Source organism: Rhodopseudomonas palustris, from assembly GCF_003031265.1.
Classification (GTDB): domain Bacteria; phylum Pseudomonadota; class Alphaproteobacteria; order Rhizobiales; family Xanthobacteraceae; genus Rhodopseudomonas; species Rhodopseudomonas palustris_H.
In genome coordinates this window covers 2,653,047-2,678,468 of record NZ_CP019966.1, presented here as the reverse complement: position 1 = coordinate 2,678,468, position 25,422 = coordinate 2,653,047, and the positions used below count along the sequence as shown (strand labels likewise).

Here is a 25,422-nt window from a genome sequence, read left to right as displayed (position 1 = left end):
CCTCCCGGTTAACACGGGGAATACGGCGGGGAAAGGGCGTGGCCGCTCCGGTCGACGCGGCTGGCTATTGCGAGGAACTCCTGAGATATTGGTTTCAAATCCCGGCGGGCCTACCCGCCGGCGAATAAGCAAGCCCCGGCTCGAACCGGGAAGCACGAGGAAGCCCCATGCCCGCCAAGCTCGATCCCGACGCCGCTGCCGTTTACAAGGCCTTCCAGGACGCCGGACGCCCGGCTTACGAGACACTGACCGCGGGCGAAGCCCGCGCCTACTACTCGGCCGCGCGGCTGGTCAGCAATCCCGATCCGGCCGAAATGGCGTCGGTCCGTTCGATCGCGATCCCCGGCCCGGCCGGCGATATCCCGGCCCGGCTCTACACCCCAAACAAACTCCGCCAGGACGAGGGTCTGGCGCCGGCGCTGGTGTTCTTTCATGGCGGCGGCTGGGTGATCGGCGATCTCGAGACCCACGACGTTGTCTGCCGCGGCATCGCCCAGGATGGCGAACTGCTGGTGATCTCGGTCGACTACCGGCTCGCGCCCGAGCACAAATTCCCCGCGGCCGTCGACGACGCGATCGCTGCGACGCGCTGGATCGCTGACAACGCCAAAAAGCTCGGCATCGATCCCGAACAGCTCAGCGTCGGTGGCGACAGCGCCGGCGGCAACCTCTCCGCGGTGGTCGCGCTGCATGCCCGCGATCACGGCGGCCCCTTGCTCGCCGGTCAGGTGCTGATCTATCCCGCCACCGATTTCTCGATGCGGCATCCGTCGCACAGCGAGCCGGAGACCAGCGTGCTGTTGACGCATTCGGTGATCCGCTGGTTTCGCGATCACTATCTCGGCGGCGCGCAGGATGCCGAGGACTGGCGCGCCTCGCCGGCGCGCGCCGAGACCCTTGCGGGCCTGCCGCCGGCCTTCGTCATCACCGCCGGCGCCGATCCGCTGCGCGACGAAGGCGACGAATACGCCCGCCGCCTCCTCGACGCCGGCGTCCCGGTGGTGCATCGGACCTATCCGGGCCAATTCCACGGCTTCTTCACCATGGGCAAGCTGCTGCCGCAGGCCAACGTCGCGGTGCGCGAGATCGGCGACTGGCTGAAGGCGCTTTAGCCGCAGGCCGGCATTGACCGGCGTCAACGTGACCGCGCTCCAGCCGTCCGAGGATTTGCGCGGTCAACGGGGAGCAGCGGCGCGCGGGCGCCGGTCGTCAGGACGGAATGACTGAACTTGCACGCACGCGCTGGGGCGGCCTTGCCGATCGCAAGGTCGAGGCCAGTGGTTTCTTCCGAACCGAACAGATCGACGGCGTGTGGTGGTTCATCGATCCGGACGGCGGACGGTTTTTGTCCAAGGGCGTGGTCTCCGTGCAGTTCGACCATGACAACGTTCAGGGCACCGATCGACGGCCGTATCGCGAAGCCTGCACGCGCAAATACGGCAGCCGCGAAGCGTGGCGCCGCGTCGCGGCCGACCGCCTCGCCTCCTGGGGCTTCAACACGCTCGGCGCCTGGTCGGAGCCGGAGATCGCAGGCGCCGGCGCGGTGCACCTCGCCTCCGCCGCCGGCGTCGTCTATGTCGCGACCGCCTTCGGCGAACAGCGCGGCGGCTGGCCGGTGTGCGACATCTTCGATCCGGAATTCGAGCAGTTCGCACGCGCGCACGCACGCAAGGTCTGCACGCCGCAGAGCGACGATCCGCACGTGCTCGGCTGGTTCACCGATAACGAGTTGCCGTGGGGACCGGATTGGCGCGGCGAAAACGAACTGCTGCCAACCATCCTTCGCGCGATGGGGGCACCATTCTCGCGCCGCGCCGCGTTGGCGCTGCTGAAAAACCGCTACGACGGCATCGATCAGTTCAATGCGGCGTGGCAATGCGCTCTCTCATCGTGGGACGATCTCGCCACCGCGCCGCTGCAGGCGCCGCCGTTCCGCCGCAACTTCTTCACCAACGATCGGGCGCAAGAGCACGATCCGATCGCGCGCGCTTACTTCGCAGATTGCGATGCCTTCGCCGGGCTGCTGGCCGAGCGCTATCTGTCGGTCAGCGCCGCTGCGATCCGTGCGGCCGATCCCAATCACCTCGTGCTCGGCGCCAGGTTCGCTTACGTGCCGCCGCAGGACGTCGTCGATGCGGCCGGCAGATATTGCGACGTGATCAGCGTCAATTGCTACGATCCGCTGCCGGACGCAGTAATCGACGGCTACGCCGAAACCGGGCGGCCGTGCCTGATCGGCGAATACTCATTCCGTGGTGACGATGCAGGACTCCCCAATACGCACGGCGCCGGCCCGCGAACGCCGACTCAGCGGGAGCGCGCGGAAGGCTTCACGCGCTACACCACCGCGGCACTGCGCCATCCGGCACTGATCGGCTACCACTGGTTCGTCCACGCCGACCAGCCGGCGCAAGGCCGCTGGGATGGCGAGGACTCCAACTACGGCGTCGTGACGATCGAAGACGAGGTCTATCCCGAGCTGACCCAGGCGATGACGACTCTCAACGCCGCAGCCGAACGGATTCACGCGGAGACCGCGCCGGTGTTGGCCTGACTACCAGAGCCACAGCGATCGTCACGCCGCCCTCGCAGCGCGGCGCAGCGCCTGCGGCGGGTGACCGAAGGCGCGGATGAAGGCGCGGCGCATCCGCTCCGGATCGCCGAAGCCGGTGGCCTGTGCGACCAACTCGATCGCCTCACCTGAAGCCTGCACCCGGCTGCGCGCCACTTCGAGCCGCAGCCGTTCCACCGCCTTCGACGGCGTGGTGCCGGTTTCATCCCGGAACGCCCGGGCGAAATGCCGCGTGCTCATCCCCGCCTGCTCGGCCAATTGCTCGACGGTGAGCGGCGTGTCCAGATGTTCGCGCATCCACGACAGCAGCCCGGCGAACCGCCCGGACGGCGCCTGCAGCTCGATCAGCGACGAGAACTGCGACTGACCGCCGGCGCGTCGCTGCGCCACCACCAACTGCCGCGCGACGTCGCGGGCGATCGTATCGGAGTAATCCTCGGCGATGATCGCCAGCGCCAGATCGATGCCGGCGCTGATGCCGGCCGAGGTCCACACCTCGCCGTCGCGCACGAAGATCCGATCCGGCTCCAGCCGAACCTGCGGATAGCGCGTGCGGAAGTCACGACTGCGCCCCCAATGCGTGGTGGCGCGCCGGCCATCGAGCAGTCCGGCTTCGGCCAGCACATAGGCGCCCGAGCAGACACTCGCGATGCGGCAGCCGCGTTTTGCCGCGGCCTTCAGAAACGCTTGCAGCCGCGGACACTGCGCCGCCGCGCGAACCCCTTCACCACCCGCAACGATCAGCGTCCGTATCGCCCGATCATGGCGCAGGCCGCGCGCCAGCAGCTCGGCGCCCGACGAACTACGCACCGCTCCGGCCTCTGCCGCCATCACTCTGATGGCAGGCGCCAGCTTCGCGTAGCGTGCGGCGATCTCGAACGCCGCGATCGGCCCTGCGGCATCGAGCAGTTGGAAATCCGGATAGATCAGCACGCCGATCATGAAGCGCCTCGCTGAGGGTTTGTCTGAAAACGAGGGAAATACGCCATTTCGGCCAACAGCCGAGCATGCCAGATTGGCTCCGTCAAGCGCTGACGCGCGCCAGGCCGTTTCACGGAGACCATCATGACCGCCACGACCATCGGACTGCTGCTATTTCCGAACCTGACGCAGCTCGACCTCACCGGGCCGCTGCAGGTGTTCTCGAGGTTGCCGAACGCGAAAGTGTATCTGGTGGCCAAGACGATGGCCCCGGTCACCAGCGACACCGCGCTGATGCTGCCGCCGACCATCGACTTCGGCCGCTGCCCGCAGCTCGATGTGATCTGCGTGCCCGGCGGCGCCGGGACCGACGACCTGGTCAATGACGAGGACACCCTCGCCTTCCTGCGGCAGCAGGCGGAGCAGGCGCGCTATCTCACCTCCGTCTGCACCGGCGCGCTGGTGCTCGGCGCCGCGGGCCTGCTGCGCGGCTATCGCGCGACGACGCATTGGTCTGCGCTGGAGGATCTGGCGGCGTTCGGGGCAGTTCCGGAGCGGTCGCGGGTCTGCATCGACCGCAATCGTGTCAGCGGTGGCGGAGTGACCGCCGGGATCGATTTTGCGCTGACGCTCGCGGAGCTGCTGGCTGACCGCCCGACCGCGCAGGCGATCCAGTTGATGCTGGAGTACAATCCGGCGCCGCCGTTCAACGCCGGCTCGCCAGACACCGCGCCGCAGGAGGTGGTCGCAATGCTGAAACAGCGGATGCTGGGGGCGCGTCAGCGCCGCATCGACGCCGTCAAGCGTGCGGCCGATCGGCTGTCACGCGATTAAAGGCGGCGACCTGTCAGGCCGCCGCGGAAGCGAGAAGCCTCAGGCGCCCGGGGTCCAGGGCTGATAGTCGCCGGTCGCCTTCGGCCGGCGGCCGGTCGACAGCGTGGAGCCGGTCGGGCGATGCGCCAGCGGCGTGCCGGTCCGGTTCGGCTGGTGCGGCTTCATCCACTCGCGCGGCGTGAAGCTTTCCTGGGTCGGCGGCACATCCACAACGTTGTGCAGCCAGCCGTGCCATTCCGGCGGGACCCGGCTCGGCTCTGCATAGCCGTTGTACAGCACCCAGCGCCGCTCAAAGCCCAGCGTCGGGTCGATCTTGCCGCCCTTGGTGCGGAAGTAGCGGTTGCCCTGATCGTCGGTGCCGACCAGCTCGCCGAACCGCCAGGTCCACAGCTGGGTGCCGAACGTGAAGCCGTTCCACCAGGTAAAAATCCGCAGCAAAAACAGTTTCATCTCGGCGCATCCTTGGCGGCGACAACAGAGTCCCTGATGCCACCGGCGGGCCCGCTTGTCCAGCCGTTGCGAATGCCTGCGAACAAGCGCCACGGCCAGGTTCCGCAAAATCACCGCAATTCATTCAGCCCTTATACAACTGAACGGGATCAGCTTTCGCCGATAAGCGGCGGAATGGGAACGACGGCGATCCAGCCGGGTTGAGACCGCGGGCGTTCCAAGCCAATCCCGTCGATGGAGCCGATGATGTTGAATTTGAGAACCTTGAGTGCCGTGGCCGCGCTGGCCATCGCCCTTCCCCTGACGGCGACGCCGAGCTTCGCGCAAGGCCCCGCCTTTGCCGGTCGTGGAGGCGGTCCCGCGTTCGGCGGAGGCGGAATCAGCCGCGGCAGCTTGGCCGGTGCGGCGATCGCCCACGGCGCTCCGGTCGGCCCGCGCGTCGGTGGTGGCGGCTGGCAAGGCGGCGGTGGTTGGCAGGGTGGCGGCGGCCGCCACTGGCACGGGGGTGGCGGTTGGCACGGCGGTGGTGGCTGGCATGGCGGTGGTTGGCGAGGCGGATTCTGGCCGGGGGTCGCCGTCGGGAGCGCATGGGGCGCACCCTACGCTTACGGCTATTACAGCGACCCGTACTATGGCGACTATGACGAGCCGACCGTAACTGTGGCCCCCGACGACGACGGCGGCGGCGAGGCCTATTGCCGGCAGCGTTACAAATCCTACGACCCGGCCTCGGGCACCTATCTCGGCTACGACGGCCGCCGGCATCCCTGCCCGTAATTCTCTCCTTATCTTTTAGACGACAGCGGCGCCTTCACGGGCGCCGCTTTTGTTTGGCACGCTGCAAACCTGCGGCGATCGGACTCACCGAGCGTTGATCGTTTTGCCGTGTTTTCGCCCCCAAATCGCTGCAAGCGAAGGGCCGTCCCAACGGGGCGCCTTCACTTCCCCTGGCGATACTGCCAGAATCGCCGAATCGCCCCCACAGGGAGGCCGCAGCGTTTTGCATCCATCATCATCACAACGCCGCCCGCGTTTCACGGTCGTCCTGAAGGCATCGACGGCGATCCTGGCGCTCAGCTTGGGCTTTGCGGGATTGATCGAGGCTGCCGACGCCGCCAGCAAGGTGCCGCTGCCGAAGCCGCGACCGCTGGCGCGGAGTCCCGCCCCCAAGAACGTTGCGAAGTCACTGCCGGCTCCGGATCCTCGCCCCTCGACCAAGCTCCCCGTCACCAGCCCTGCTGCAGCGGTCGAGCCGATGCGTCAGCGGCCGCCCACCGCAGCCCTGCACAAGCCGGCGACGCGCTCTGCGATCGCTGCGACCGCATCGACCTCCTCCGCCGATGCCGGCGCGCTCGAAAACGTCATCGAACTCGCCCGCAAGAAAAGGGCTGGCGAAGCCACCGAGGTCGCCAACACCATCTCCGATCCCGTCGCGCGCAAGCTTGCCGAATGGGTGATCCTGCGCAGCGAGGACAACGGCGCCAGCGTCGAACGCTATGCGGCGTTCGTGCACGCCAATCCGAGCTGGCCGTCGCAGAGCTTCCTGCGCCGCCGCGCCGAGGCCGCGCTGTGGGACGATCGGCGCGATGATTCCGCCGTGCTCGCTTACTTCGAAGACGAGCGCCCTTCGACCGGCAAGGGCAAACTGGCGCTGGCGCGTGCCGTGCTGGCGCGCGGTGACCGCCGCACCGCCGAGCAACTGGTACGCGATGCCTGGCGCAACGACACGATGTCGGAGGCGACCGAAAACACCGCGATGGAGTTGTTCGGCCCGCTGATCACGCCGAGCGACCACAAGGCGCGGATGGATTCGTTCCTGTACGGCGACGATCTCGGCCCGGCGCTGCGCGCCGCCAAGCGCCTCGGCGCCGCTCAATTGGCGCTCGCGCGAGCGCGGATCGCGGTCGACAAGAAAGCGTCGAACGGCAAGGCGCTGCTCGCCGCCGTCCCATCCGAACTACACCACGACCCAGGCTTTCTGTTCAGCAAGATCCAAGTGCTGCGCCGCGACGACATGATCGCGGAGGCCGGACGGCTGATGCTGACGGTCCCGCGCGATCCGGCCCGACTGCACAATCTCGACGAATGGTGGATCGAGCGCCGACTGGTCGCGCGCAAGCTGATCGACATCGGCGATTATCGCCTCGCATATCTGGTGGCGCGCGATGCGGCGACTCCGACCAAGGCGATCTACAGGACCGAGCATGAATTCACCGCGGGCTGGATCGCGCTGCGGTTTCTGAATGATCCCGCCACCGCCGCGCAGCACTTCGCACGCCTTGGCCGCGACACCACCAACCCCACAGCCCTCGCACGCGCCGGCTATTGGCAGGGCCGCGCCGCGGAAGCAGCCGGGCGCATCCAAGAGGCACGCGCCGCTTACTCGGCATCGGCGGCGCATTCCACCAGCTATTACGGTCAGTTGTCGCGCGCCAAGCTCGGTCTGGCGCAGCTCGATCTCAACGGCCCACCATCCGGAGGCCGCAACGCCGACCGGCTCGAGATCGTCCGCGCGGTGAGCCTGCTCTATGCGATCGATGAAGGCGAGATGGCGATTCCGATCTTCGCCGATGTCGGCGAGAACGGCGATGTCGACGCACTGATCGGACTGAGCGAAGTCGCAGAACGGCGCAACGATGCGCGCGCGATGCTGCTGGTCGGCAAAGCCGCACTCAATCGCGGTCTGCCGTTCGATCACTACGCCTACCCGGTCAACGGCATTCCGCAGTTCCGCTCGGTAGGCCCCGACGTCGAACGCGCCATCGTCTATGCGATCGCCCGTCAGGAGAGCGCCTTCAATCCGGCAGTCGTTTCGCCTGCCAATGCCTACGGCCTGATGCAGGTGACGCCCGACGCTGGCAAGTACGTTTGCCGCCGCCACGGCTGCACCTTCGATCTACAGCGCCTCAAAACCGATTCGGTTTACAACGCGGCGCTCGGCGCCGCCGAACTCGGCGGCCTGATCGAGGATTATCGCGGCTCCTACATCATGACCTTCGCCGGCTACAACGCCGGCCGCGGCAGCGTCCGCAAATGGGTCGAACGCTATGGCGATCCGCGCGATCCAAAGGTCGACGCGGTGGATTGGGTCGAGCTGATTCCGTTCGCAGAAACGCGCAACTACGTGCAGCGGATCATGGAGAACCTGCAGGTCTATCGCGCCCGCTTCGGCGGCGGCCACCGTCTGCAGATCGAAGCCGACCTCCGCCGTGGCGCCGGCGTCGGCGCCGAATAGCGGCGCTGGCGTGTTGCCGGTCGGCATTCCTTCCAGCGCTTCCTGCTCAGCGGCCCCAACGCATCACAGAGTTTCGAGTTTGCTCCCGGTGATCGTTCTGAAGCGAACTCCGTCGTACTGACGGCATTGCCTCGCCGCCTTCCCGGTGCAGGCATGCCCGGTGTCCCGTCAATCGCGGCGGCAGCGACTCAGTTCACGCAATCTGCCCGCGACGAGAGACAACGAATTTGGAGACAACGAAAAAACCCCGGCGGTTGCCCACCGGGGTTCATCAGATTCGCACTTCGAGAAGCGAGGATCAGAAGTTGCGCTGAACGCGGAGGTTGCCGCTCCAGACGCCCTGGTCCTTGAACTCGTAGGTCGCGCCGCCCGGCTTGCTGTTCGAAGCAGAGCCGGTGATGGTGCCCGTGCTGCTCTGGTCGAAGTAAGTATACATCACTTCGCCCGAGAACGTCAGGTTCTTCACGGGAGTCCAACGGGTCACAGTACCGATCTGAGAGATACGGAAATTCGGATCGCATGTACCGTTGATGGCGACAGCCCCGAACGCCGTATTGGTCACGCCAGGCGTCCGACCACAGATCAGGTCCTTACCACCACCGGACCAACCCACTGAGGTGTACGATCCGAAGACCGACGTCGACCAGTAAGGATTCCAGTTATGGTTGAACGCGCCGCGGAAGCCCCAAATAGACGACTTCTCAATGCTCGTGCCATTACCGAACACGCCGTCACCCGAAATGCCGAGAGCGACCGTCTGATAGGCATTCGGAAGCGAAGTGCCCGAATATCCGTAGAGAGCGAAGTTGTTCGGGCTCACGCCGCCCACCACGTAACGGCTCGCACCGTTCGCATAGCTGGCAGTCAAGTTGATGCTGTCGCCCGGTCCGGTCGGCAGGTTCTTAAGCGACAAGGCAGCCTGCACGGCGTAACCCCAGGTATCGCTTGGATGACCGAAAGTCTCAGTCGCACCACCGGTAGTCGGGTTCGTGTAGTAGCTGCCGCGGATCTGATGCGCAGCAGCCGACACTTGGAACAGACCCCAAGCTTGGTCGACACGGACCTTACCAACAATGTCCGGAACCTGCACGCCGCCATAAGAATTCACGCCGGGGACGCCACCGAGATAGGAAATCCCCGCAACTTGAGCGCTGGTGAGCGTAGGAGTGGCGGTGAAAGCCTGCGCCGGACCAGCGCTTACGTTATACAGGCCGCCTTGCAGGTAAGACGACGGATCTTCCAGCGAGATCGAGGCCGACACGCCATTGCCAAATTCCGCGGTGTACGACACCTGGTTAATACCGGTGACGTCGTCATAACCGCCGATCAGGAACGAGCTGTTGTTGCCCGGATAACCGGTCCACGGCGTATCAAACTGCGAAACGGCCTTACCGAAAGTGAAGCCCGCGAACTGCACGAAGGCATAGTACACGCCGAGCGAACCACCCGCGACGCCGTCGCCAGAGGTCCAGTTGAACGTCGCGTCAAAATAGGTCCGAACCACACCGTATTCGGTTGCGGTGCGAGTATCGAGATTGAGGTCCTGACGAGACCGGAAGATCATGTCATTGGCCAACCGGGTATTGTAACCCGAGGGACCATTCCACGCTGGCGCATTGTAGGCCGCCGAACCGAACAGGGTCACGTCGGCGCGCAGGTAGCCGCCGAGCTTGATGCAGGTATCGGTGCCCGGGATGTAGTAGAAGCCCGCGCCGTAGATCGAGCAGACCTTCACGTATTCGACCGCCTTGGCCTTCAACGGGAGATCGGCCGCCTGCGCGCCGCCGACGGCGAGAAGCGCCGCCGCTGAGCCGAGGAACAGGCCCTTAACGATGTTCATGTAAACCTCCAAGTTGCTCTGTCGGGAAGGTTCCGATCCGCAAAGTGCAAGCACCCGCTGTGGTCCCTTAATCCCAGAAACCCGCCTAGCCGCTTCGCGCCTTTGGACACACCCGCTGAACGCGAGGGACTTAAGCGAACCACCTATTACGGGGCGACCTCGGGATGCCCCCCTCCGTCGCACCACGACAATTACCTAACAGTGATGCACAAGCAACAAGGGAGCCATGCTCTGGCCCCGTTTTCGGGAGGGGTGTTGCACAAATAGCACTCACCCGTTTTGCAGGGCCGACGTAACCATCTGTTTTTAATGAACTTTCCAAATCGAGTTCTGCGGGTAATGCCGCACTGCAACAGTCGGACCGCGGTGGATGAGCTGCCCGCCAAGCGGCAAATACGCGGTCTGCAATGGCGGAATCCTGAGAATCGATTCCTCTGCTGGGACGAATCCGAACGTCTCCGCGACACCGGCGGAGCTGCAAACCGGCGAAATGCAAGCGCTCTGCCCCGCGTCGCGCCGACATTCTCGTGCACAGGCCCAAAGGTCGCGGTGCAATCTGCGCAATCCCGCTTGCGAGCCGCGACCGTGTCGGGCATATCGAGCGCACCGGAGACGTGGCCGAGTGGCTGAAGGCGGCGGTTTGCTAAACCGTTATAGGGTTGTAAAGCCCTATCGAGGGTTCGAATCCCTCCGTCTCCGCCATTCCCGCCGATTCGCCTCTCTGGCGGCGATACAGCCGCCGATCACCGCCCATCACACAGCAGGCAGATAGGCCGCCGCTTCGACGTGACGGTGCGCTGTTGAATCGGGTTGCGCGGCAGTGGATACACAACTCACCTTTTTCGCATCAGGGAAAAGACGACGTGCCTAAGCTCGCAGCTGACGCGTCCTTAGGACTGGTCGAACAGTTGGATCTCGCCCCACTGCGCAAAGGTCCGCTGGATGGGCTGCGCTTTACGGTGAAAGACAACATCGACATCGCGGGCCACAAGACATCCTATGGCAGCCCAGCGTGGCGAGACGCACATCCGGCACCAGCTCACAACGCCCTTTGTGTCGATCAATTGCTGGGTGCCGGTGCGCGCTGCGTCGGCAAGGTTGTCGCCGATGAGTTTACGTACAGCCTCGACGGGGAGAGCTTCTATTTTGGCACACACGCAACGGCAAAGCGCCGGATCGTGTTCCTGGTGGCTCCTCCAGCGGTTCTGCGGCCTCGGTCAGCAATGGCCTTGCCGATTTCTCGCTCTGCACGGACGCGGGCGGCTCCATCCGTGTTCCGGCAAGCTTATGCGGCCTTTGGGGGATGCGTCCCTCTCTTCACCGGATTTCCGAGGCAGGAGTCCTGCCGTTTCAGCCCAGCGTCAGTACCGTAGGTGTGTTGGCGGATCGCTGCGATGTGCTTGATACCGCGATGCGCGTCTTGCTCAATGGACGGACATCCTCCTTGGCTTCGCTGAAGCGCATCTTCGTTCTGCAGGACGCACTAGAGCTTGCGGACGCCGCCGTTCAGGAACAGTTCCGGGGCGCCCTTGAGCGCCTGGTGTCCGACACCGGCATTGACTTCGTGCCGATCAGATTTTCCGAGATCGTTGGAGAGGCCTGCGCGCTGCAAGCGTGCAACCTGAACGCGTTGCGCGATCTGCAAACAGCCGAGTTTCAGTCGACTGTGGGGAACTGGATCGAAGCCCTCCGGCCTGAACTCGGTTTCACTTTCGCCATGGCTTACGGAAACGTCCAAAAGTTCGACCGTATCGCGGCGCTGGACAACATCGCTCGGTGTCAACGTCTGTTCAATCAGATCAACGCCTTCTTCGCGCCCGACACGATCATCTGCTTTCCCACGACACCGAAGATCGCCCCGAAGAAAGGGTCCCTGAACACGCTGGAAGCGGTTATGGATTTCTATGATCCGACAATGACCATCACCGCATTTTCCGGCGTGGCGCACTTGCCGGAAGTCTCTGCTCCGATGATGACCGTCGAAGGTTGTCCGGTTGGTCTGTCCTTCGTCGCGGGCCACTATCGCGACGAGTTCCTGTTGAATGCGGTAAGAGAGCTGCACCACTGATCCTGGCCCGTTTAGGGCTTTCGCTCTTGCCAAGATTAAGAGGGCTATAGCGTCGGTGTAGTTCTCTGCTTCATCGGCTTCGGTCCGCCAGTTCTTGCAAAACATCAAGACTAGTCGATCGACCGCAGCGCCCGCTTTGCGATCCGCTGCGTTGCGCTCGGCGGGGAATGCGCGAGCCATTCATCGACGAGGTGGCGCACCCATTCGGGCCTCGTCTTGGCGGCATCGTTCAGCCAGTTGCCGACCGAATCCTGCACATAAGCTGCCGGGTCAGCCCTAAGCTGATCGAGCAGCACGCGGCCAGGCTCAGGATTGGTCTTGAGTGCCGCGATATGTTTGCACCAGACACCACGGGGCCGTGTCGCCTCACTGGCGAAGCGGCGGATGCGCTCGGAAGGATCGGCCGCCCAATCCGATAGAATCGTGAAAGCATCGTCCAGACGCTCAGCGATTGCAGGACGCACCGCCAACCATGCCCATTCGCTAACGCCGAAGTGTGGATCGTCGGCGAAGGGGCGAATGGCCGCGAGCCGCTCCCGCAGGCTCATATTCTGCGCTCCAACGATGAAGCAGCCCCAGCCGCGCACCGTGTCGCTGCGATGATGGCGCAGTCTCTCGATCACAGCCGACCCGGGCCACCTCACCAGCAGTTGGCCCATCGCCGCCATGCGCGCCGAGATGCCGAGACGGCCAACGGCATCGACCTCGGCTGAGCAGCGATCGGGAGCTTCGGGAAAGACGGACCGGAACAGGATCGGCGTGTCGACCGCCAACACTTCGGCAAGGGTGGCGGCTTCAGCTTGCCCGCTATTTAACGCAGCAGCGCGGCCGTCACGTCGGGTCATCATCCCCCCCTTTCAATCCCGCGCGGCCGGTATCCGTGCGAACATACGCCTTTGCGAGGAGACGACGGAGCGAAGCCCTTTCCGTTTCCGAGAAGTCTGAAAACAGAGAGGCAATCCAACGACCATGCGTCGCCGTAAGCTCCCTCGCCAATCGGCGCCCCTTTGGCGTCAGGCGCACAACAAGCTTGCGGCGGTCTTCATCATGCGAGAGGCGATCGACATGCCCGTCGCGCTCCAGGCCATCGAGCAGCCCCGTAATCGTGCCGCGGGTCACGCCTGCCTGCTCGGCGAGCTCATGCGGCGACAGGCCATCTTTCGTGTCGCTCAAAAGGAACAACAAAACGAACTTGCCTTCCGACACGCCATGCGCCCCGAGCCGGCTCGCACAATCGCGGTCGATCGCAGTCGTCAGTGTCAGGAGCTCGAAGCACAGCCGCATACATTCGACCGTGCCCCTGTCGTAGGCTCCCGCTCGTTGGAGGAGAGCCCCATACTTCTCGTCGAGCTTGATCATAAGCCACCATATAATATGACGCCATACCACTTACAAGTCGCTTTTGGCGCACCTATTTGCCCGCCCCCGCTGCTCACCGTCGACCCGCCCCTTCGACATCCGGCTGACCGACAAGTGTCATCGGAGTGTCAGATCGCGCGGGGAATATCGCGCCATTAAATAAAATGGGGCGTAGCGTGACCGATTTCACCATCAATCAAGCAATCGACAACGGGCCTATTCAGCCGGCCGGTCGGCCGAACCTGGACAAAGGCTTCAATCCGCTGACGATGATCCTATTCTTCGGGGTCCTCGGTGTCGGCATTCTGTTCGTGGCCTACAGCATCTATGTCGACGTCGAAGCGACCGGCGTCCGCGTCACGACGTATCTGCCTTATCTGCTGCTGCTGGTGGCGCTGCTGATCGCGCTCGGCTTCGAGTTCGTCAACGGTTTCCACGACACCGCCAATGCGGTGGCGACCGTGATCTACACCCACTCGCTGCCGGCCGAAGTTGCGGTCGTGTGGTCGGGCGTGTTCAACTTCCTCGGCGTACTGACTTCCACCGGCGCGGTGGCGTTCGGCATCGTCTCGCTGCTCCCGGTCGAATTAATCTTGCAGGTCGGATCAAGCGCCGGTTTCGCGATGGTGTTCGCGCTATTGATTGCCGCGATCCTGTGGAATCTCGGAACCTGGTACTTCGGACTCCCCGCCTCCAGCTCGCACACCTTGATCGGTTCGATCATCGGCGTCGGTGTCGCCAATGCGCTGATGCGCGGACGCGACGGCACTTCGGGAGTTGACTGGGGTAAGGCGACCGAAATCGGCTACGCGCTGCTGCTGTCGCCGCTGGTCGGCTTCGTCTGCGCCGCGATCTTGCTGTTGCTGCTCAAACTGGTGGTGCGCAATCCGAAGCTGTACTCCGCGCCGGAAGGCAACGCCCCGCCGCCGTGGTGGATCCGCGGCCTGCTGATCCTCACCTGCACCGGCGTCAGCTTCGCCCACGGCTCCAACGACGGTCAGAAAGGCATGGGCCTGATCATGCTGATCCTGATCGGCACCGTGCCGACTGCCTACGCGCTCAACCGTGCGCTGCCGGATTCCCAGGTCGCGCATTTCGAGCAGACCTCGGCGGCCGCCTCGGCCGTGATCGCGGCGAAAGGCGCCGGCTACAGCATCATCGGCGATCCCCGCCCGGCGGTGACGCTATACGTATCGCAGCACAAGATCAGCGAAGGCACCTACCCGTCGCTGGCGGTGCTGGTAAAGGATATCGGCGAGCAGGTGCAGCGCTACGGCTCGCTCAGCAAAGTGCCGGCCGAGTCCGTCGGCAACACCCGCAACGACATGTATCTGGCTTCCGAGGCGATCCGCTTCCTGATGAAGGATAAGGAAAGCGACCTCGGTAAGGACGATGTTGCCAAGCTCAACGCCTACAAGGGCTCGCTCGATAGCGCGACCAAGTTCATTCCGAACTGGGTCAAGATCGCGGTTGCGATCGCGCTCGGCCTCGGCACGATGATCGGCTGGAAGCGCATCGTCATCACCGTCGGCGAGAAGATCGGCAAATCGCATCTGACCTACGCGCAAGGTGCCTCCGCCGAGCTGGTGGCAGCCTCGACCATCGGCGCGGCCGACATGTTCGGCCTGCCGGTCTCGACCACGCACGTGCTGTCGTCGGGTGTCGCCGGCACGATGGCGGCCAACGGCTCGGGCCTCCAGATGGCCACGATCCGCAATTTGCTGATGGCCTGGGTGCTGACGCTGCCAGCCGCGATCCTGCTGTCGGCGACGCTGTACGTGCTGCTGTCGCGGGTGCTCTGAGCGCGCTCCCGTTCGCGGTGACAGCCGCGGCTGTCGTCCGGCCACCGTCGCTATATAAAAAGACGCCGCTCCGGCAGAGCAGGAACGGCGTCAGGAGGGAGAGAGATCGCGGCGCGCTGGTTACGGCGCGCCGTTGGCTATTCGTCGCACGGCGCTGATCACCAGGTGGCGTCGAGGCCGAGCAGACCGAGGATCTGGCGGCGCAGGTCAGCCAGATATGGATCGCCGCGGTGGCGTGGATATGGCGCCTCCACCGCGATATCGGCCTTCAACTTGGCCGGACGCTCGCTGAACACCACCACGCGTTGCGCTAGGAACAGCGCCTCTTCAACGTCATGGGTCACCAGCAGCGTCGTGAAGCCCTGCCGCTGCCATAGCGATACGATCTCGGTCTGCATGCTGAGCCGGGTCAGCGAGTCGAGTTTGCCGAGCGGCTCGTCCAGCACCAGGATGTCCGGATCGTTGACCAGCGCTCGGGCCAGCGACACACGCTGCGCCATGCCGCCGGAAAGCTGGTGCGGATAGGCGTTGGCAAAGCCGCTGAGCCCGACCAGCGCCAGCGCCGCATCGACGCGGTGACGCTCGCTTTTGAGGATGCCCTGCGCCTCCAGCCCGAGTGCCACGTTCTTCCACACGGTCCGCCACGGAAACAGCGTCGGATCCTGGAACACCACCACCCGTGACGGATGCGGCCCGGTGATGACGCGGCCATCTTCGAGCAGCCTTCCGGCGCGCGGCGGCTCGAGCCCCGCCACCAGCCGCAGCAGCGTGGACTTGCCGCAGCCCGATGGTCCGAGCAGCGCGACGAACTCGCCCGGCTTGGCGCTCAGTGTGACGTGATCCAGCACCGGCAGTTCGTTGCCGTCGATGTCGAAGTGGTGGCTGACGTCGACGACGTCGAGCGCAGCGCCGGCGGCTTGCGGCGCCTGCTTCAATGCGACGGCGCTCACCATTTCACCACACCCTTCTGCCAGACCAGCAAGCGGTCACGGACCTTGAACAACGCCGTGATGGCGCCGGAGCAGAGCAGCGACATCACCAGCAGCGCCGCATACATATTGGCGTAGGCCGCCCAGCCTTGCGCCCATTGCAGGTACCAGCCGAGGCCGGACTTAACGCCCATCATCTCCGCCACCACCAGCACCGCGAACGAGGCGCCGAGGCCCATGAACAGGCCGACGAAGACGTGCGGCAGCGCCGCCGGGATCGCGACTTTGAACACCAGGAACGACGGCTTGGCACCGAGCGTCCGCGCGACGTCGTAGTACGCGTTCGACACGCTGGCGACACCCGACCAGGTCAGCACCGTCACCGGGAATCCGGTGGCGAGCGCGATCAGGAAGGTCGAGGCGCTCCAACTCGACGGGAAGGCGAAGAATGCAATCGGCAGCCAGGCGGTCGCCGGCAGCGGGCCGATGAAGCGCAGCACCGGATGCACCCAATAGCCGACCGCACGCGACCAACCGATCGACACGCCGGTGACGAAGCCGACTGCCGCGCCGATCAGATAGCCGCCGAGCTGCAGCTTGATCGATGCGAACACGCTGTCGAACAACTTGACGAAGTCGTCGGTATAGACTTCGACGATCGCCTGCGGCGGCGGGAAGAACGGCAGCGGCAGCACGCCGAGCTTGGCGGTCAAAACCTCCCACAGCGCGAGCACCACACCGAGCAGCAGCAGCCACGGCGATCGCCGCTGCAAGGACTCGCCGACCCGCGGCGACCAGAACCCGGCCACTGCCGCGATCGCGATCACGCCGCCGAACACGAAGGCGGCGATCGCCACCTCCTTGGTGCGCGTCCAATCGCCGATGTCTTCCCGCCACAGGCAGGACAGACCGAACGCGATCCAGCCGAGGCTGGCGGCGAAGCCGACGAAATGCCCGCGCAGCGCGCGAAGCAGCGACGGCGTGCGGGACGCAAGTCGCGTCCCGACGTCGAGATCGAGCGTCTCAGACGCGGAATACGTCGGCATAGATCTTGTCCGCAAATTTGGTGGTGTCGGTCGAGGGCTTGATCACCGAGACGGCCTTGAGGTCGTCGGCGTAGAGCTTCAGCTCGTTCTTGAGCTGAGCGCCGATAGGGTGGTGATCATGAGTGTGATACTTGATCAGCGCCTGGATATCCTCTTCGGTGACGATCTTCGGCGCGTAAGGCAGGAAGGACTTGGCCGCCTTCTCTGGATTCTTGGACGAGAACTCGGCCGCGTCGAGCAGCGCCTGGGTCAGCGCGCGCGCCACCTGCGGCTCTTCGCGGATCAAGCTGCCGCGGACGCCGACGATGCAGCAGCTCACATTGCGATAGATGCCGTCGAGATTGGAGCCGATCTCCTTGAACTCGCCATCCTTGAGGAACGCGTGCGCCAGCGGATCGGATGCCAGGGCCGCCTGTGCCTCGCCCTTCTCCACCGCGAGCCGTACCAGGTTGGCCGGATACTGCTTCCACTCGAGATCTTTGGTCGGATCGATGCCGGCCTTGGCGAGCTGGATTGAGAAGAAGTTCTTGCCCGGGCCGGCCTGATCGTCGATCGCCACGACCTTGCCCTTGAGATCGGTGACCTTGCTGATCTCCGACTTGGTCGGCGCGATCGCACGCAGGCAGCCGCCATGGGTGCCGGCGACGATCTTGACGTCGAACCCCTGCTCCAGCGGCTTCAGCCAGCGCAACGCCATGCCGACGCCGGCGTCGCTCTTGCCGGTGGCGATCGCTTCGAGCAGCTGATCGGTCGAGCCGGAGAAATTCACCAGTTCAACGTCGAGATTTTGCTTCTTGAAGAAGTCGTAATCGACCGCGACCGGCACCTGCACCGAGCACACCGAAGTGGCGTTCCACGACAGCTTCACCTTGCGCGGCGCGCCGGTCAGCGGCGTTGCTTCACCGGAGGTCCGGCAGATCGGCGCATCCGACAGATCGTAGCCGATCGGACGGGCGGGAAATGCCTGAAGGCCGAAGGCGCCCGCCGGCGCCGCGATAACGCCCGACGCCGCGCCCAGCAGCACGGAACGCCGGCTGATCCACCGGCCTTTTTCTTGGTTGCTCATGAATGTCCTCTTCGCTTTCAGGGCTCGGGCCGCATCCTCTGCGGCAACTATCAGCAAGCTGGCTCGGCCCATTTCGGCCGCTCTCGCTGATGAGATTCAGAGCTCACATGATCGAGGTGCGCCGGTATCCGGTCAATGAAACACGATTTCAAATGACCCGCCTCACAGAGAACATCACGGGCGTCGTGCAGGCAGGGACAGCGAAGCGACCCTCACGGAGAATGACGTTCTCAATGACGCCGCCTGCACAGCATGATCGTCTATGGCCGAACACCCGCTTTGATGAACAGAGTCGCGCGGGGTGTTGTCACGGCATGCCCGATAGAGCGGACGCGAACTACACGCCCTTGAACGCCGGCGCCCGCTTTTCGAAGAACGCGGTGATGCCTTCGCGGTAGTCGTCCGCGGTGTTGACCGCATCGACGGTGGCGCGGGTGATCGCGGCAGCCTCGGACGGTCCCTTCGGCAGGGTCGCGCCGACGAACCCTTTGAGCAGCTTCACCACCAGCGGCGCATTGGCGGCGATCTCGGCCGCGAACTGCCGCGCAACTGTGAGCTGATCGCCATTCGGCACCACGCGGTTGACCAGCCCGATCTCGTAGGCCCGATGCGCGTCGATCGAGCCGCCGACCAGCAGCAGCTCCATCGCGATCTTATGCGGGATGCGCGCCGCCAGCGAACTGATCAGGCCGCCGCTATAGCCGACTTTGGCTTCCGGATAGGACAGCACGGTGTTGTCGGCAGCGATCGCCAGATCGGCGAACTGAACCAGCACCAGGCCGCCGCCGACCACGAGGCCGCCGATCGCCGCGATGATCGGCTTGTCGACCGGAACGCCGACGCCCGGCACCGCGCGCCAGAAATCATGCGGGATGTCTTTCAGATTGGCTCCGGCGCTGAAGGCGCGGTCGCCGCTCGCCGTCAGGATCGCGACGTGGTCGCTGCCAGCATTGAACCGCTTCCACGCGGCATTCAGGCCTTCCACCACCGAATGGTCGATGACGTTGTGTTTGTCCGTCCGGTTGATGGTGATCTCGGCGATCCCATTGCGGGATTCGTACAGTACGCTCGACATCGGCGCTTCCTCTTGTCTTGCTCAGTTCGCCGCCTGGCTGGCGATCTCGATCAGCTTGGTCTTCTGGCCCGAGCGCGGCAGGCTGCCGTGCGGCAGGATGTCGACCACCGGACGGAACGTCAGCAGTTCGCGAACGCGGTGCTCGATGTCGCCGGCGAGATCCGCCCACGCCGCCTCCGGCAGATCTGGCGCGGCTTCGATCGCGAGCCGAAGCGGCGGCTCGACCTTCGGCGGCGGCCGGTCGAGCCTAATGCGCAGCTCGCCCGAGACCCGCGGCTGGAACTGCAGCACGACGTTCTGGATTGCCGCCGGGTACACTTTGACGCCTTTGATCGCCAGCATGTCGTCGACACGGCCGACCACCTCCATTCGCGTGCCGAACGCCCCGCAGCCGGGACAGGTGCCGACATGGATCTTGAGGATGTCGCCGGTGGCATAGCGAAACGCCGGTGCGGCCTGATAGTCGAGCCCGGTATGGATCGCCTCGCCGACCGCGCCGTCGGTCAGCGGGATCGGCTGCTTGGTCGCTGGATCAACCAAGTCATAGCGGAAGCAGGTGTCGTCGCTGAGATAGTGCATGCCGTGATAGTCGGGGCTGGCGCAGGACAGCGCGGCGTTGTGCCAAGCGCCGCCCATGAAATCGAATACCTCGGCGCCGAACTCCTCGCGCACCCGCTGGCGGAACGCCGGAAGCCCCGCCCCTGGCTCGCCGGCGCACAGCACCCGCTTGATGCCGAGCGCCGCGACCGGCTTGCCGATCTCCTTCGGCGCCCGCTCGATCAGCTGATTGACCATCGACGGCGTTGCAAACAGCGCGGTCGGCCGGGTGAACTCGATGTAGCGCAGGATCTTCGGCACACCGGCCTCGGCGCCGAGCGCCACCGGACGCGCCCCATAGGCCTCCAGCGCCTGCACATAGGTGACCCCGGCGAGCCACAGCGACAGGCCGAAGGCATGGAATGTGGTGTCGCCCGGGCGGATGCCGGCTTGCGCGAACAGCCGGCCGAGCACGCGATGGGAGATTTCAAGATCGCGCGGGCTGAACACATAGAACGTCGGCTGGCCGGTCGTGCCCGAGGTAGCGGCCAGATGCACCGCCTGGTCGAGCGGCACCGTCAGATGCAGGCCGAACGGATGGCCATAGCGTGCCAGCGACTCCTCCTGCGACTGGCGGTGGCTGACCTTGTCGAGCATCGCCGGCAGGCGGCGGAAATCGTCGAGCGAGCGGATGTCCTCCGGCGACGACACGCCCGCTTCGATCAGCTTCGGCCGGAAATAATCGACATTGCTCCAAACGTGCCGGATCTGCTGCTTCAGTTTCTCGAAGCGGTGACGGCCGAGCGCGGCCTGGTATTCGGCCGGATCGCGGCTGTCGATGGCGAGCGGATTGTTGGGATCGGTCATGCTTGCAGTTCCGGAGTACGAGCGTCGGCGAGGATGAGATCGGAGGCGCGTTCGGCGATCATGATCGTCGGCGCATTGGTGTTGCCGGAGACCAGCGTCGGCATCACCGAGGCATCGACCACGCGCAGGCCGGGCACGCCGCGCACACGCAGCTCGCTGTCCACCACGGCTGAAGCATCCGTGCCCATCTTGCAGGTGCCGACCGGGTGATACAGCGTCTTGCCGGTCTGCCGCGCGAACTCGAGCAACTCGGCATCGCTGCCGCCACTCACGCCCGGCAGGCACTCGGTGACGATGTCGGCGAGCGCCGGCTGCGCCGCGATCTTGCGGGCGAACCGCAGCCCTTCCAGCAGCACCCGCTTGTCGTGGTCGTCGGTCAGATAGCGCGGGCGAATGGCCGGCGCCGCCAGCGGGTCGCGCTGGCTGATCTGAATGGTGCCGCGGCTGTGCGGACGAAGCTGGCATACGCCGCAGGTCAGGCCGGGCTCTCGCTCGACCTCTCCGGTTTCGAAATTGAACGTTGCCGGCATCACGTGGAATTGGATGTCGGGATTGTCCGGATCAGTCGTGGTCGGCAGGAACACGTTGATCTGCGACGCGCTCAGCGTCAGCAGTCCCCGACGCGACGCCGCGTAGCGCAGCACCTCGCGCACCAGCCGCCAGCCGCGCGCCGTCTCATTGAAACTGCCGAGCCGCCTGACGTCGTAGATCAGGCTGACCATATAATGGTCCTGCAGATTGCGCCCGACCCCAGGCAGATGGCCGACGACCTCGATCCCCAGCCCGCGCAGATGATCGGCATCGCCGAGTCCCGAATGCTGCAGCAACGCCGGGCTGGCGACAGCACCGGCCGCGACGATCACCTCGCGGCGCGCCGTATAGGTCTCGACCCGGCCGTCGCGCACCACGGCAACGCCGGTCGCGCGGCGGCCCTTGAAGATCAGGCTGGTGGCGTGGGCGCCGGTGACCACCTCAAGATTGGCACGCGAACGCGCCGGCTTCAGATAGGCATTGGCGGTGCTGGCACGCAGCCCATTGCGCACCGTGAGCTGGAAGTAACCCGCGCCCGCCTGAACGTCGCGATTGAAATCGTCCCGCGCGGCGAGGCCCGCCTGCTCGGCTGCGGTGACATAAACATCCGACAACGGATGCCGGATGGTCGGATCGGACACGCCGAGCGGTCCGCCCACGCCGTGAAACTCATCGGCGCCTCGCACCTGATCCTCGGCCTTGCGGAAGTAAGGCAGCACGTCATCCCAGCCCCAGCCGGAATTGCCGAGGTCGCGCCACTCGTCATAGTCACGCGCCTGACCGCGGATGTAGAGCAGTCCGTTGATCGCCGAACTGCCGCCGAGCACCTTGCCGCGCGGCCACAGCATCGGCCGGTTGCCGCTCGAAGCCTCCGGTTCGATCCGATACAGCCAGTTGCCGCGCGGATGCGCGCGATTCCAGACGTAGCCGACAGGCAGATGAAATGACGGGTGCCGTCCCTGCCCGCCGGCTTCCAACAGCACGACGCGATTGCGGCCATCGGCGCTCAGCCGGTTGGCGAGGACGCAGCCCGCGCTGCCGCCGCCGACGATGACGTAGTCGAACTCGTTGCTCATTGGCGCGAACCGAGCAACAGCGATACGGCCGCGGCACGAACAAGGTTCGGTCGCGGTGAAGAAAGAGAATGGGACACAGGTGAGGCTCTCAATACGCGTGCGCCGCTCACAGTCATGCAAACAACGCGTCAGGCCCCACACTGGCGCCGCCCATCAACGAGGGTCAATACGCGCGGCGATCTTTAGAAAATCATCTTCCGAGCCGCGACGATCACGGCAACTTTGAACTGCGATCGCGATCGAATGAAGATGATAACTCCGCCTCCGCTCCTCCGGCGTTCTCGTCACGATCGACTCTCGCATCGGCCGCGCACGTCGGCTCTGCGAACACCGAGGTAATAGGTCACCCTCAGCCATTCGATTCAGTCCAAGCAACGTCACGCGACGTAGTTGTCCCGTTTTACATCCGCAGCACAACGCAGCGTCGCCGTTCTCTGCTGCACCGATAAATAAGAACGTGCTTCGCCTTGTTGCACCGCAATCCAGCACGCTAGGCTTGTCGTCAGCGGCAATGCTGCGGGCGCGATGACATCTCGCCACGCGCTGCCTTCACCTCCTCTCCTGGGACAACATCATGACTGTTCTGAAGACCGCCGCGCGCACGCTCGGCCTGATCGCGGCGTTGGGCGCGCTGACCTCCATCGCCATCGCCGATGCAGCCAAGGGCCCGCTGCGGGTCGGCACCAATGCCGGCTTCGCCCCACCGATCGAAGCCGCGGTGGCGGTCGCCAAGGCGCAAGGTCTGGACGTCAAGCTGATCGAGTTTACCGATCCGGTGACGCCGAACACCTCGCTGGCAAACGGCGAAATCGACCTCAACTATTTCCAGCACAAACCGTTCTTGGACGTCGTCAAGGCGGCACGCAGCTTCGACCTCGAACCGGTCGGCATCGGCATCGCCAATAAGACCGGGCTGTTCTCTAAGAAGTACAAGAGCCTGGACGAGCTGCCGGTCGGCGCCCGCGTTGCGCTCGCCGGCGATCCGTTCAATTTCGGCCGCGGCCTCGAATTGCTCGAGGCGGCCGGGCTGATCAAGCTGAAGCCGGACCATGGCCCTCAGGTCAATGTCGACGCGGTGATCGACAATCCGAAGAAGCTGAGATTCCTGGAGATCGATTTCCACCAGTTGCCGCAGTCACTCAACGAGGTCGACCTGGCGCACGGCTACACCCACTTCCTGAAGGCGTCCGGCGTGATCGATCCGCACGCGGCGCTGTTTTGGGAGCCGATCAATCCGCGGTACGGCATCGTCTTCGTGGCGCAGCCGAAGAACAAGGACGATCCGCGGATCGCGCAGTTCATCAAAATCTATCAGACGGCTCCTGAAGTGCGCGCAGTGCTCGACAAGCAGTATGGCGACCTCTACGTCCGGCTTTGGGAACGTGAGTGATGGACGCCCTCACCGACGCCGGCGCCGGACCCGGCGTCGGCATCGCCCCTCGGAGCCGCGTCAAGACTAGCGCAGATAGCCCGCATATCATCGTCGAGCGTCTGTCGAAGCAATATCCGGGCTCGACTACACCGGCGTTGATCGAGGTCGACCTTGCCGTCAAGCGCGGCGAAGTCTTCGGCATCATCGGCCGCAGCGGCGCCGGCAAGTCGACGTTGATCCGCACGCTCAACCGGCTCGAACGTCCGACCGCCGGCCGCGTCCTGGTCGACGACGAAGACATCGCCACCTTCGACCACGCGACGCTGATCGGACTCCGCCGCCGGGTCGGCATGATCTTCCAGCACTTCAACCTGCTGTCGGCGAAGACGGTTTGGCAGAACGTTGCGCTGCCTCTGAAGGTCGCAGGTGTCGGCAAACGCGAGATCGAACGCCGCGTCGACGAACTGCTCGACATGGTGGGGCTGTCCGAGAAGCGCGACGTCTATCCGGCGCGGCTGTCGGGCGGACAGAAGCAGCGCGTCGGCATTGCGCGCGCTTTGGTGCACCGGCCCGAGGTGCTGCTGTGCGACGAGGCGACCTCCGCGCTCGATACCGAGAGCACCCAGGCGATCCTGGCACTGCTGCAGGACATCAACCGCCGCTTCGACCTGACGATCGTGCTGATCACCCACGAGATGGCGGTGATCCGCGAGATCTGCGACCGCGTGGTGGTTCTCGAACGCGGCAGGGTCGTCGAACAGGGGGAAGTATGGAAGGTGTTTGGCGATCCCAAGCACGAGGTCACGCAGACCCTGCTCGGTACCGTGCATAGGTCGCTTCCGCCGGAAATTCTGGCGCAATTGGTGCCGGTGCCGCGCGATCCCTCCGATCCGCTGCTGCTCGATCTGCATTTCACCGGCACCGGCGACCGTGATCCCGATATCGGCGCGATCGCGCAAGCGCTCGGCGCTCGGACACGATTGGTCTATGGCGGCGTCGATCGCATTCAGGGCCGCGCCCAGGGCCATCTGATCGTCTCGGTGGATGCCGCAGACGACCGCGACGCCGTCCTGCAGCGCGCGCACCTCTTGGCAGACAGAGTGAAGGATCTGGGTTTTGTCTCCGCTGGTCATTGATCGCCTGATCGAAGGCATCATCGATACGCTGCTGATGATCGGGGCGTCGTCGCTGATCACGCTCGGCATCGGCCTGCCCTTGGCGCTGCTGCTGGTCGCCACCAGCAAGGGCGGCATCCTCGAGCAGTCTTGGGTCAATTCGAGCGTCGGCAGCGTCGTCAATGTCGTCCGCTCTGTGCCGTTTCTCATCCTGATGGTGGCGCTGATCCCGTTCACGCGCCTGATCGTCGGCACCAGCTATGGCGTGCTCGGCGCCGTGGTGCCGCTGACCGTCGCCAGCGTGCCGTTCTTCGCCCGCATTGCCGAAGTCAGCCTGCGCGAAGTCGACCGCGGCCTGATCGAAGCTGCGGAGTCGATGGGCTGTGGCCGTTGGCACATCATCTGGCACGTGCTGCTGCCGGAAGCGCGGCCCGGCATCGTCGCGGGCTTCACCATCACCCTGGTCAGCATGATCAACGCCTCGGCGGTGGCCGGTGCGATCGGCGCCGGCGGTCTCGGCGACCTCGCCTATCGCTATGGCTATCAGCGCTTCGACACCCAGGTGATGGTCACCGTGATCGTGCTGCTGGTGATCTTGGTGACCACCATCCAGTTTGGCGGCGACCGCCTCGCATTCGCGCTCAACAAGCGCAAATAACCAAATACGCAGGCCGACCGACGCGTTGCGCAATTGCGCGGCCGGCGCCGGCCGGCTACGCGGACCTCT

General features: G+C 64.9%; 20 protein-coding genes, 1 tRNA gene and 1 pseudogene. 11 read left to right on the top strand and 11 right to left on the bottom strand.

Features of this window, described 5'->3' with window-relative positions:
- Positions 1–167: 167 nt before the first annotated feature.
- Both RPPS3_RS12340 and RPPS3_RS12335 read left to right on the top strand, forming a co-directional pair.
- A complete protein-coding gene (locus tag RPPS3_RS12340) occupies positions 168–1,112 on the top strand; it encodes an alpha/beta hydrolase (protein ID WP_107344365.1) in 945 nt (314 codons plus the stop codon).
- 107 nt (positions 1,113–1,219) lie between these two features.
- Complete coding sequence (locus RPPS3_RS12335; RefSeq protein ID WP_107344364.1) at positions 1,220–2,554, top strand: agarase; 1,335 nt, start codon at positions 1,220–1,222, stop codon at positions 2,552–2,554.
- A 21-nt stretch (positions 2,555–2,575) separates the two neighbouring features.
- On the opposite strand, the gene RPPS3_RS12330 is transcribed toward RPPS3_RS12335, so the two are convergent.
- Positions 2,576–3,514: a GlxA family transcriptional regulator gene (locus tag RPPS3_RS12330; protein WP_107344363.1), complete on the bottom strand. Its 939-nt coding sequence runs from the start codon at positions 3,512–3,514 to the stop codon at positions 2,576–2,578.
- Between the two features lie 123 nt (positions 3,515–3,637).
- Here RPPS3_RS12330 and RPPS3_RS12325 point away from each other — a divergent pair, with 123 nt between their 5' ends.
- Positions 3,638–4,327 carry a DJ-1/PfpI family protein gene (locus tag RPPS3_RS12325; protein ID WP_107344362.1) on the top strand — a complete coding sequence of 230 codons (690 nt, stop codon included), beginning with the start codon at positions 3,638–3,640 and terminating at the stop codon, positions 4,325–4,327.
- 39 nt (positions 4,328–4,366) lie between these two features.
- Here RPPS3_RS12325 and RPPS3_RS12320 read toward each other — a convergent pair whose 3' ends face one another.
- Positions 4,367–4,777, bottom strand: coding sequence for an NADH:ubiquinone oxidoreductase subunit NDUFA12 (locus RPPS3_RS12320; RefSeq protein WP_011157971.1), 411 nt, complete (start codon positions 4,775–4,777; stop codon positions 4,367–4,369).
- 246 nt (positions 4,778–5,023) lie between these two features.
- On the opposite strand from RPPS3_RS12320, the gene RPPS3_RS12315 reads away from it, so the two are divergent.
- Positions 5,024–5,554 carry a BA14K family protein gene (locus RPPS3_RS12315; RefSeq protein ID WP_107346577.1) on the top strand — a complete coding sequence of 177 codons (531 nt, stop codon included), beginning with the start codon at positions 5,024–5,026 and terminating at the stop codon, positions 5,552–5,554.
- Between the two features lie 223 nt (positions 5,555–5,777).
- Positions 5,778–8,012 (top strand): lytic transglycosylase domain-containing protein, encoded by a 2,235-nt coding sequence (locus RPPS3_RS12310; RefSeq protein WP_107344361.1) that lies wholly within the window; start codon positions 5,778–5,780, stop codon positions 8,010–8,012.
- A 298-nt stretch (positions 8,013–8,310) separates the two neighbouring features.
- Here RPPS3_RS12310 and RPPS3_RS12305 read toward each other — a convergent pair whose 3' ends face one another.
- Positions 8,311–9,852 (bottom strand): porin, encoded by a 1,542-nt coding sequence (locus tag RPPS3_RS12305; protein WP_107344360.1) that lies wholly within the window; start codon positions 9,850–9,852, stop codon positions 8,311–8,313.
- Between the two features lie 608 nt (positions 9,853–10,460).
- On the opposite strand from RPPS3_RS12305, the gene RPPS3_RS12300 reads away from it, so the two are divergent.
- Positions 10,461–10,554 (top strand) — tRNA-Ser (locus RPPS3_RS12300).
- A 161-nt stretch (positions 10,555–10,715) separates the two neighbouring features.
- Positions 10,716–11,920: pseudogene (locus RPPS3_RS12295) on the top strand (amidase family protein).
- A gap of 110 nt (positions 11,921–12,030) precedes the next feature.
- On the opposite strand, the gene RPPS3_RS12290 reads toward RPPS3_RS12295, so the two are convergent.
- A complete protein-coding gene (locus tag RPPS3_RS12290; RefSeq protein WP_107344359.1) occupies positions 12,031–12,765 on the bottom strand; it encodes a DNA alkylation repair protein in 735 nt (244 codons plus the stop codon).
- Positions 12,752–13,279 (bottom strand): MarR family winged helix-turn-helix transcriptional regulator, encoded by a 528-nt coding sequence (locus tag RPPS3_RS12285; RefSeq protein WP_107344358.1) that lies wholly within the window; start codon positions 13,277–13,279, stop codon positions 12,752–12,754. The genes RPPS3_RS12290 and RPPS3_RS12285 overlap by 14 nt, the downstream gene beginning before the upstream one ends.
- A 164-nt stretch (positions 13,280–13,443) precedes the next feature.
- Between RPPS3_RS12285 and RPPS3_RS12280 the strand changes: the two genes are divergently transcribed.
- On the top strand, positions 13,444–15,081 hold the full coding sequence (locus RPPS3_RS12280; protein ID WP_434006759.1) for an inorganic phosphate transporter: 1,638 nt from the start codon (positions 13,444–13,446) through the stop codon (positions 15,079–15,081).
- Positions 15,082–15,239: 158 nt separating this feature from the next.
- Here the strand turns inward: RPPS3_RS12280 and RPPS3_RS12275 are convergent, their stop codons facing one another.
- The 6 genes from RPPS3_RS12275 to RPPS3_RS12250 form a co-directional block, all read right to left on the bottom strand.
- Complete coding sequence (locus RPPS3_RS12275; protein WP_107344357.1) at positions 15,240–16,034, bottom strand: ABC transporter ATP-binding protein; 795 nt, start codon at positions 16,032–16,034, stop codon at positions 15,240–15,242.
- Entirely contained in the window at positions 16,028–17,056 is a 1,029-nt protein-coding gene (locus tag RPPS3_RS12270) for an ABC transporter permease (RefSeq protein ID WP_107344356.1), read from the bottom strand. Before RPPS3_RS12270 ends, RPPS3_RS12275 begins: the two co-directional genes overlap by 7 nt.
- Complete coding sequence (locus RPPS3_RS12265; protein WP_107344355.1) at positions 17,034–18,122, bottom strand: ABC transporter substrate-binding protein; 1,089 nt, start codon at positions 18,120–18,122, stop codon at positions 17,034–17,036. Before RPPS3_RS12265 ends, RPPS3_RS12270 begins: the two co-directional genes overlap by 23 nt.
- A gap of 337 nt (positions 18,123–18,459) precedes the next feature.
- Entirely contained in the window at positions 18,460–19,197 is a 738-nt protein-coding gene (locus RPPS3_RS12260; RefSeq protein ID WP_107344354.1) for an enoyl-CoA hydratase/isomerase family protein, read from the bottom strand.
- A 21-nt stretch (positions 19,198–19,218) separates the two neighbouring features.
- Positions 19,219–20,601: a phenylacetate--CoA ligase family protein gene (locus tag RPPS3_RS12255; RefSeq protein WP_107344353.1), complete on the bottom strand. Its 1,383-nt coding sequence runs from the start codon at positions 20,599–20,601 to the stop codon at positions 19,219–19,221.
- Positions 20,598–22,208, bottom strand: a complete 1,611-nt coding sequence (locus tag RPPS3_RS12250) for a GMC family oxidoreductase (protein ID WP_107344352.1) — start codon at positions 22,206–22,208, stop codon at positions 20,598–20,600. The genes RPPS3_RS12255 and RPPS3_RS12250 overlap by 4 nt, the downstream gene beginning before the upstream one ends.
- 574 nt (positions 22,209–22,782) lie before the next feature.
- On the opposite strand from RPPS3_RS12250, the gene RPPS3_RS12245 reads away from it, so the two are divergent.
- The 3 genes from RPPS3_RS12245 to RPPS3_RS12235 are packed head-to-tail and all read left to right on the top strand — an operon-like array spanning position 22,783 to position 25,353.
- Positions 22,783–23,598: a MetQ/NlpA family ABC transporter substrate-binding protein gene (locus tag RPPS3_RS12245; RefSeq protein ID WP_107344351.1), complete on the top strand. Its 816-nt coding sequence runs from the start codon at positions 22,783–22,785 to the stop codon at positions 23,596–23,598.
- Positions 23,598–24,716 carry a methionine ABC transporter ATP-binding protein gene (locus tag RPPS3_RS12240; protein ID WP_107344350.1) on the top strand — a complete coding sequence of 373 codons (1,119 nt, stop codon included), beginning with the start codon at positions 23,598–23,600 and terminating at the stop codon, positions 24,714–24,716. The genes RPPS3_RS12245 and RPPS3_RS12240 overlap by 1 nt, the downstream gene beginning before the upstream one ends.
- Entirely contained in the window at positions 24,697–25,353 is a 657-nt protein-coding gene (locus RPPS3_RS12235; protein WP_199852134.1) for a methionine ABC transporter permease, read from the top strand. The genes RPPS3_RS12240 and RPPS3_RS12235 overlap by 20 nt, the downstream gene beginning before the upstream one ends.
- Positions 25,354–25,422: the final 69 nt, after the last annotated feature.

Bases quoted from the DNA above. Each gene is read 5' to 3' on its own strand.
- RPPS3_RS12340 (WP_107344365.1), top strand. From the start codon at position 168: ATGCCCGCCAAGCTCGATCCCGACGCCGCTGCCGTTTACAAGGCCTTC.
- RPPS3_RS12335 (WP_107344364.1), top strand. From the start codon at position 1,220: ATGACTGAACTTGCACGCACGCGCTGGGGCGGCCTTGCCGATCGCAAG.
- RPPS3_RS12330 (WP_107344363.1), bottom strand. From the start codon at position 3,514: ATGATCGGCGTGCTGATCTATCCGGATTTCCAACTGCTCGATGCCGCA.
- RPPS3_RS12325 (WP_107344362.1), top strand. From the start codon at position 3,638: ATGACCGCCACGACCATCGGACTGCTGCTATTTCCGAACCTGACGCAG.
- RPPS3_RS12320 (WP_011157971.1), bottom strand. From the start codon at position 4,777: ATGAAACTGTTTTTGCTGCGGATTTTTACCTGGTGGAACGGCTTCACG.
- RPPS3_RS12315 (WP_107346577.1), top strand. From the start codon at position 5,024: ATGTTGAATTTGAGAACCTTGAGTGCCGTGGCCGCGCTGGCCATCGCC.
- RPPS3_RS12305 (WP_107344360.1), bottom strand. From the start codon at position 9,852: ATGAACATCGTTAAGGGCCTGTTCCTCGGCTCAGCGGCGGCGCTTCTC.
- RPPS3_RS12290 (WP_107344359.1), bottom strand. From the start codon at position 12,765: ATGACCCGACGTGACGGCCGCGCTGCTGCGTTAAATAGCGGGCAAGCT.
- RPPS3_RS12285 (WP_107344358.1), bottom strand. From the start codon at position 13,279: ATGATCAAGCTCGACGAGAAGTATGGGGCTCTCCTCCAACGAGCGGGA.
- RPPS3_RS12280 (WP_434006759.1), top strand. From the start codon at position 13,444: ATGGGGCGTAGCGTGACCGATTTCACCATCAATCAAGCAATCGACAAC.
- RPPS3_RS12275 (WP_107344357.1), bottom strand. From the start codon at position 16,034: ATGGTGAGCGCCGTCGCATTGAAGCAGGCGCCGCAAGCCGCCGGCGCT.
- RPPS3_RS12270 (WP_107344356.1), bottom strand. From the start codon at position 17,056: ATGCCGACGTATTCCGCGTCTGAGACGCTCGATCTCGACGTCGGGACG.
- RPPS3_RS12265 (WP_107344355.1), bottom strand. From the start codon at position 18,122: ATGAGCAACCAAGAAAAAGGCCGGTGGATCAGCCGGCGTTCCGTGCTG.
- RPPS3_RS12260 (WP_107344354.1), bottom strand. From the start codon at position 19,197: ATGTCGAGCGTACTGTACGAATCCCGCAATGGGATCGCCGAGATCACC.
- RPPS3_RS12255 (WP_107344353.1), bottom strand. From the start codon at position 20,601: ATGACCGATCCCAACAATCCGCTCGCCATCGACAGCCGCGATCCGGCC.
- RPPS3_RS12250 (WP_107344352.1), bottom strand. From the start codon at position 22,208: ATGAGCAACGAGTTCGACTACGTCATCGTCGGCGGCGGCAGCGCGGGC.
- RPPS3_RS12245 (WP_107344351.1), top strand. From the start codon at position 22,783: ATGACTGTTCTGAAGACCGCCGCGCGCACGCTCGGCCTGATCGCGGCG.
- RPPS3_RS12240 (WP_107344350.1), top strand. From the start codon at position 23,598: ATGGACGCCCTCACCGACGCCGGCGCCGGACCCGGCGTCGGCATCGCC.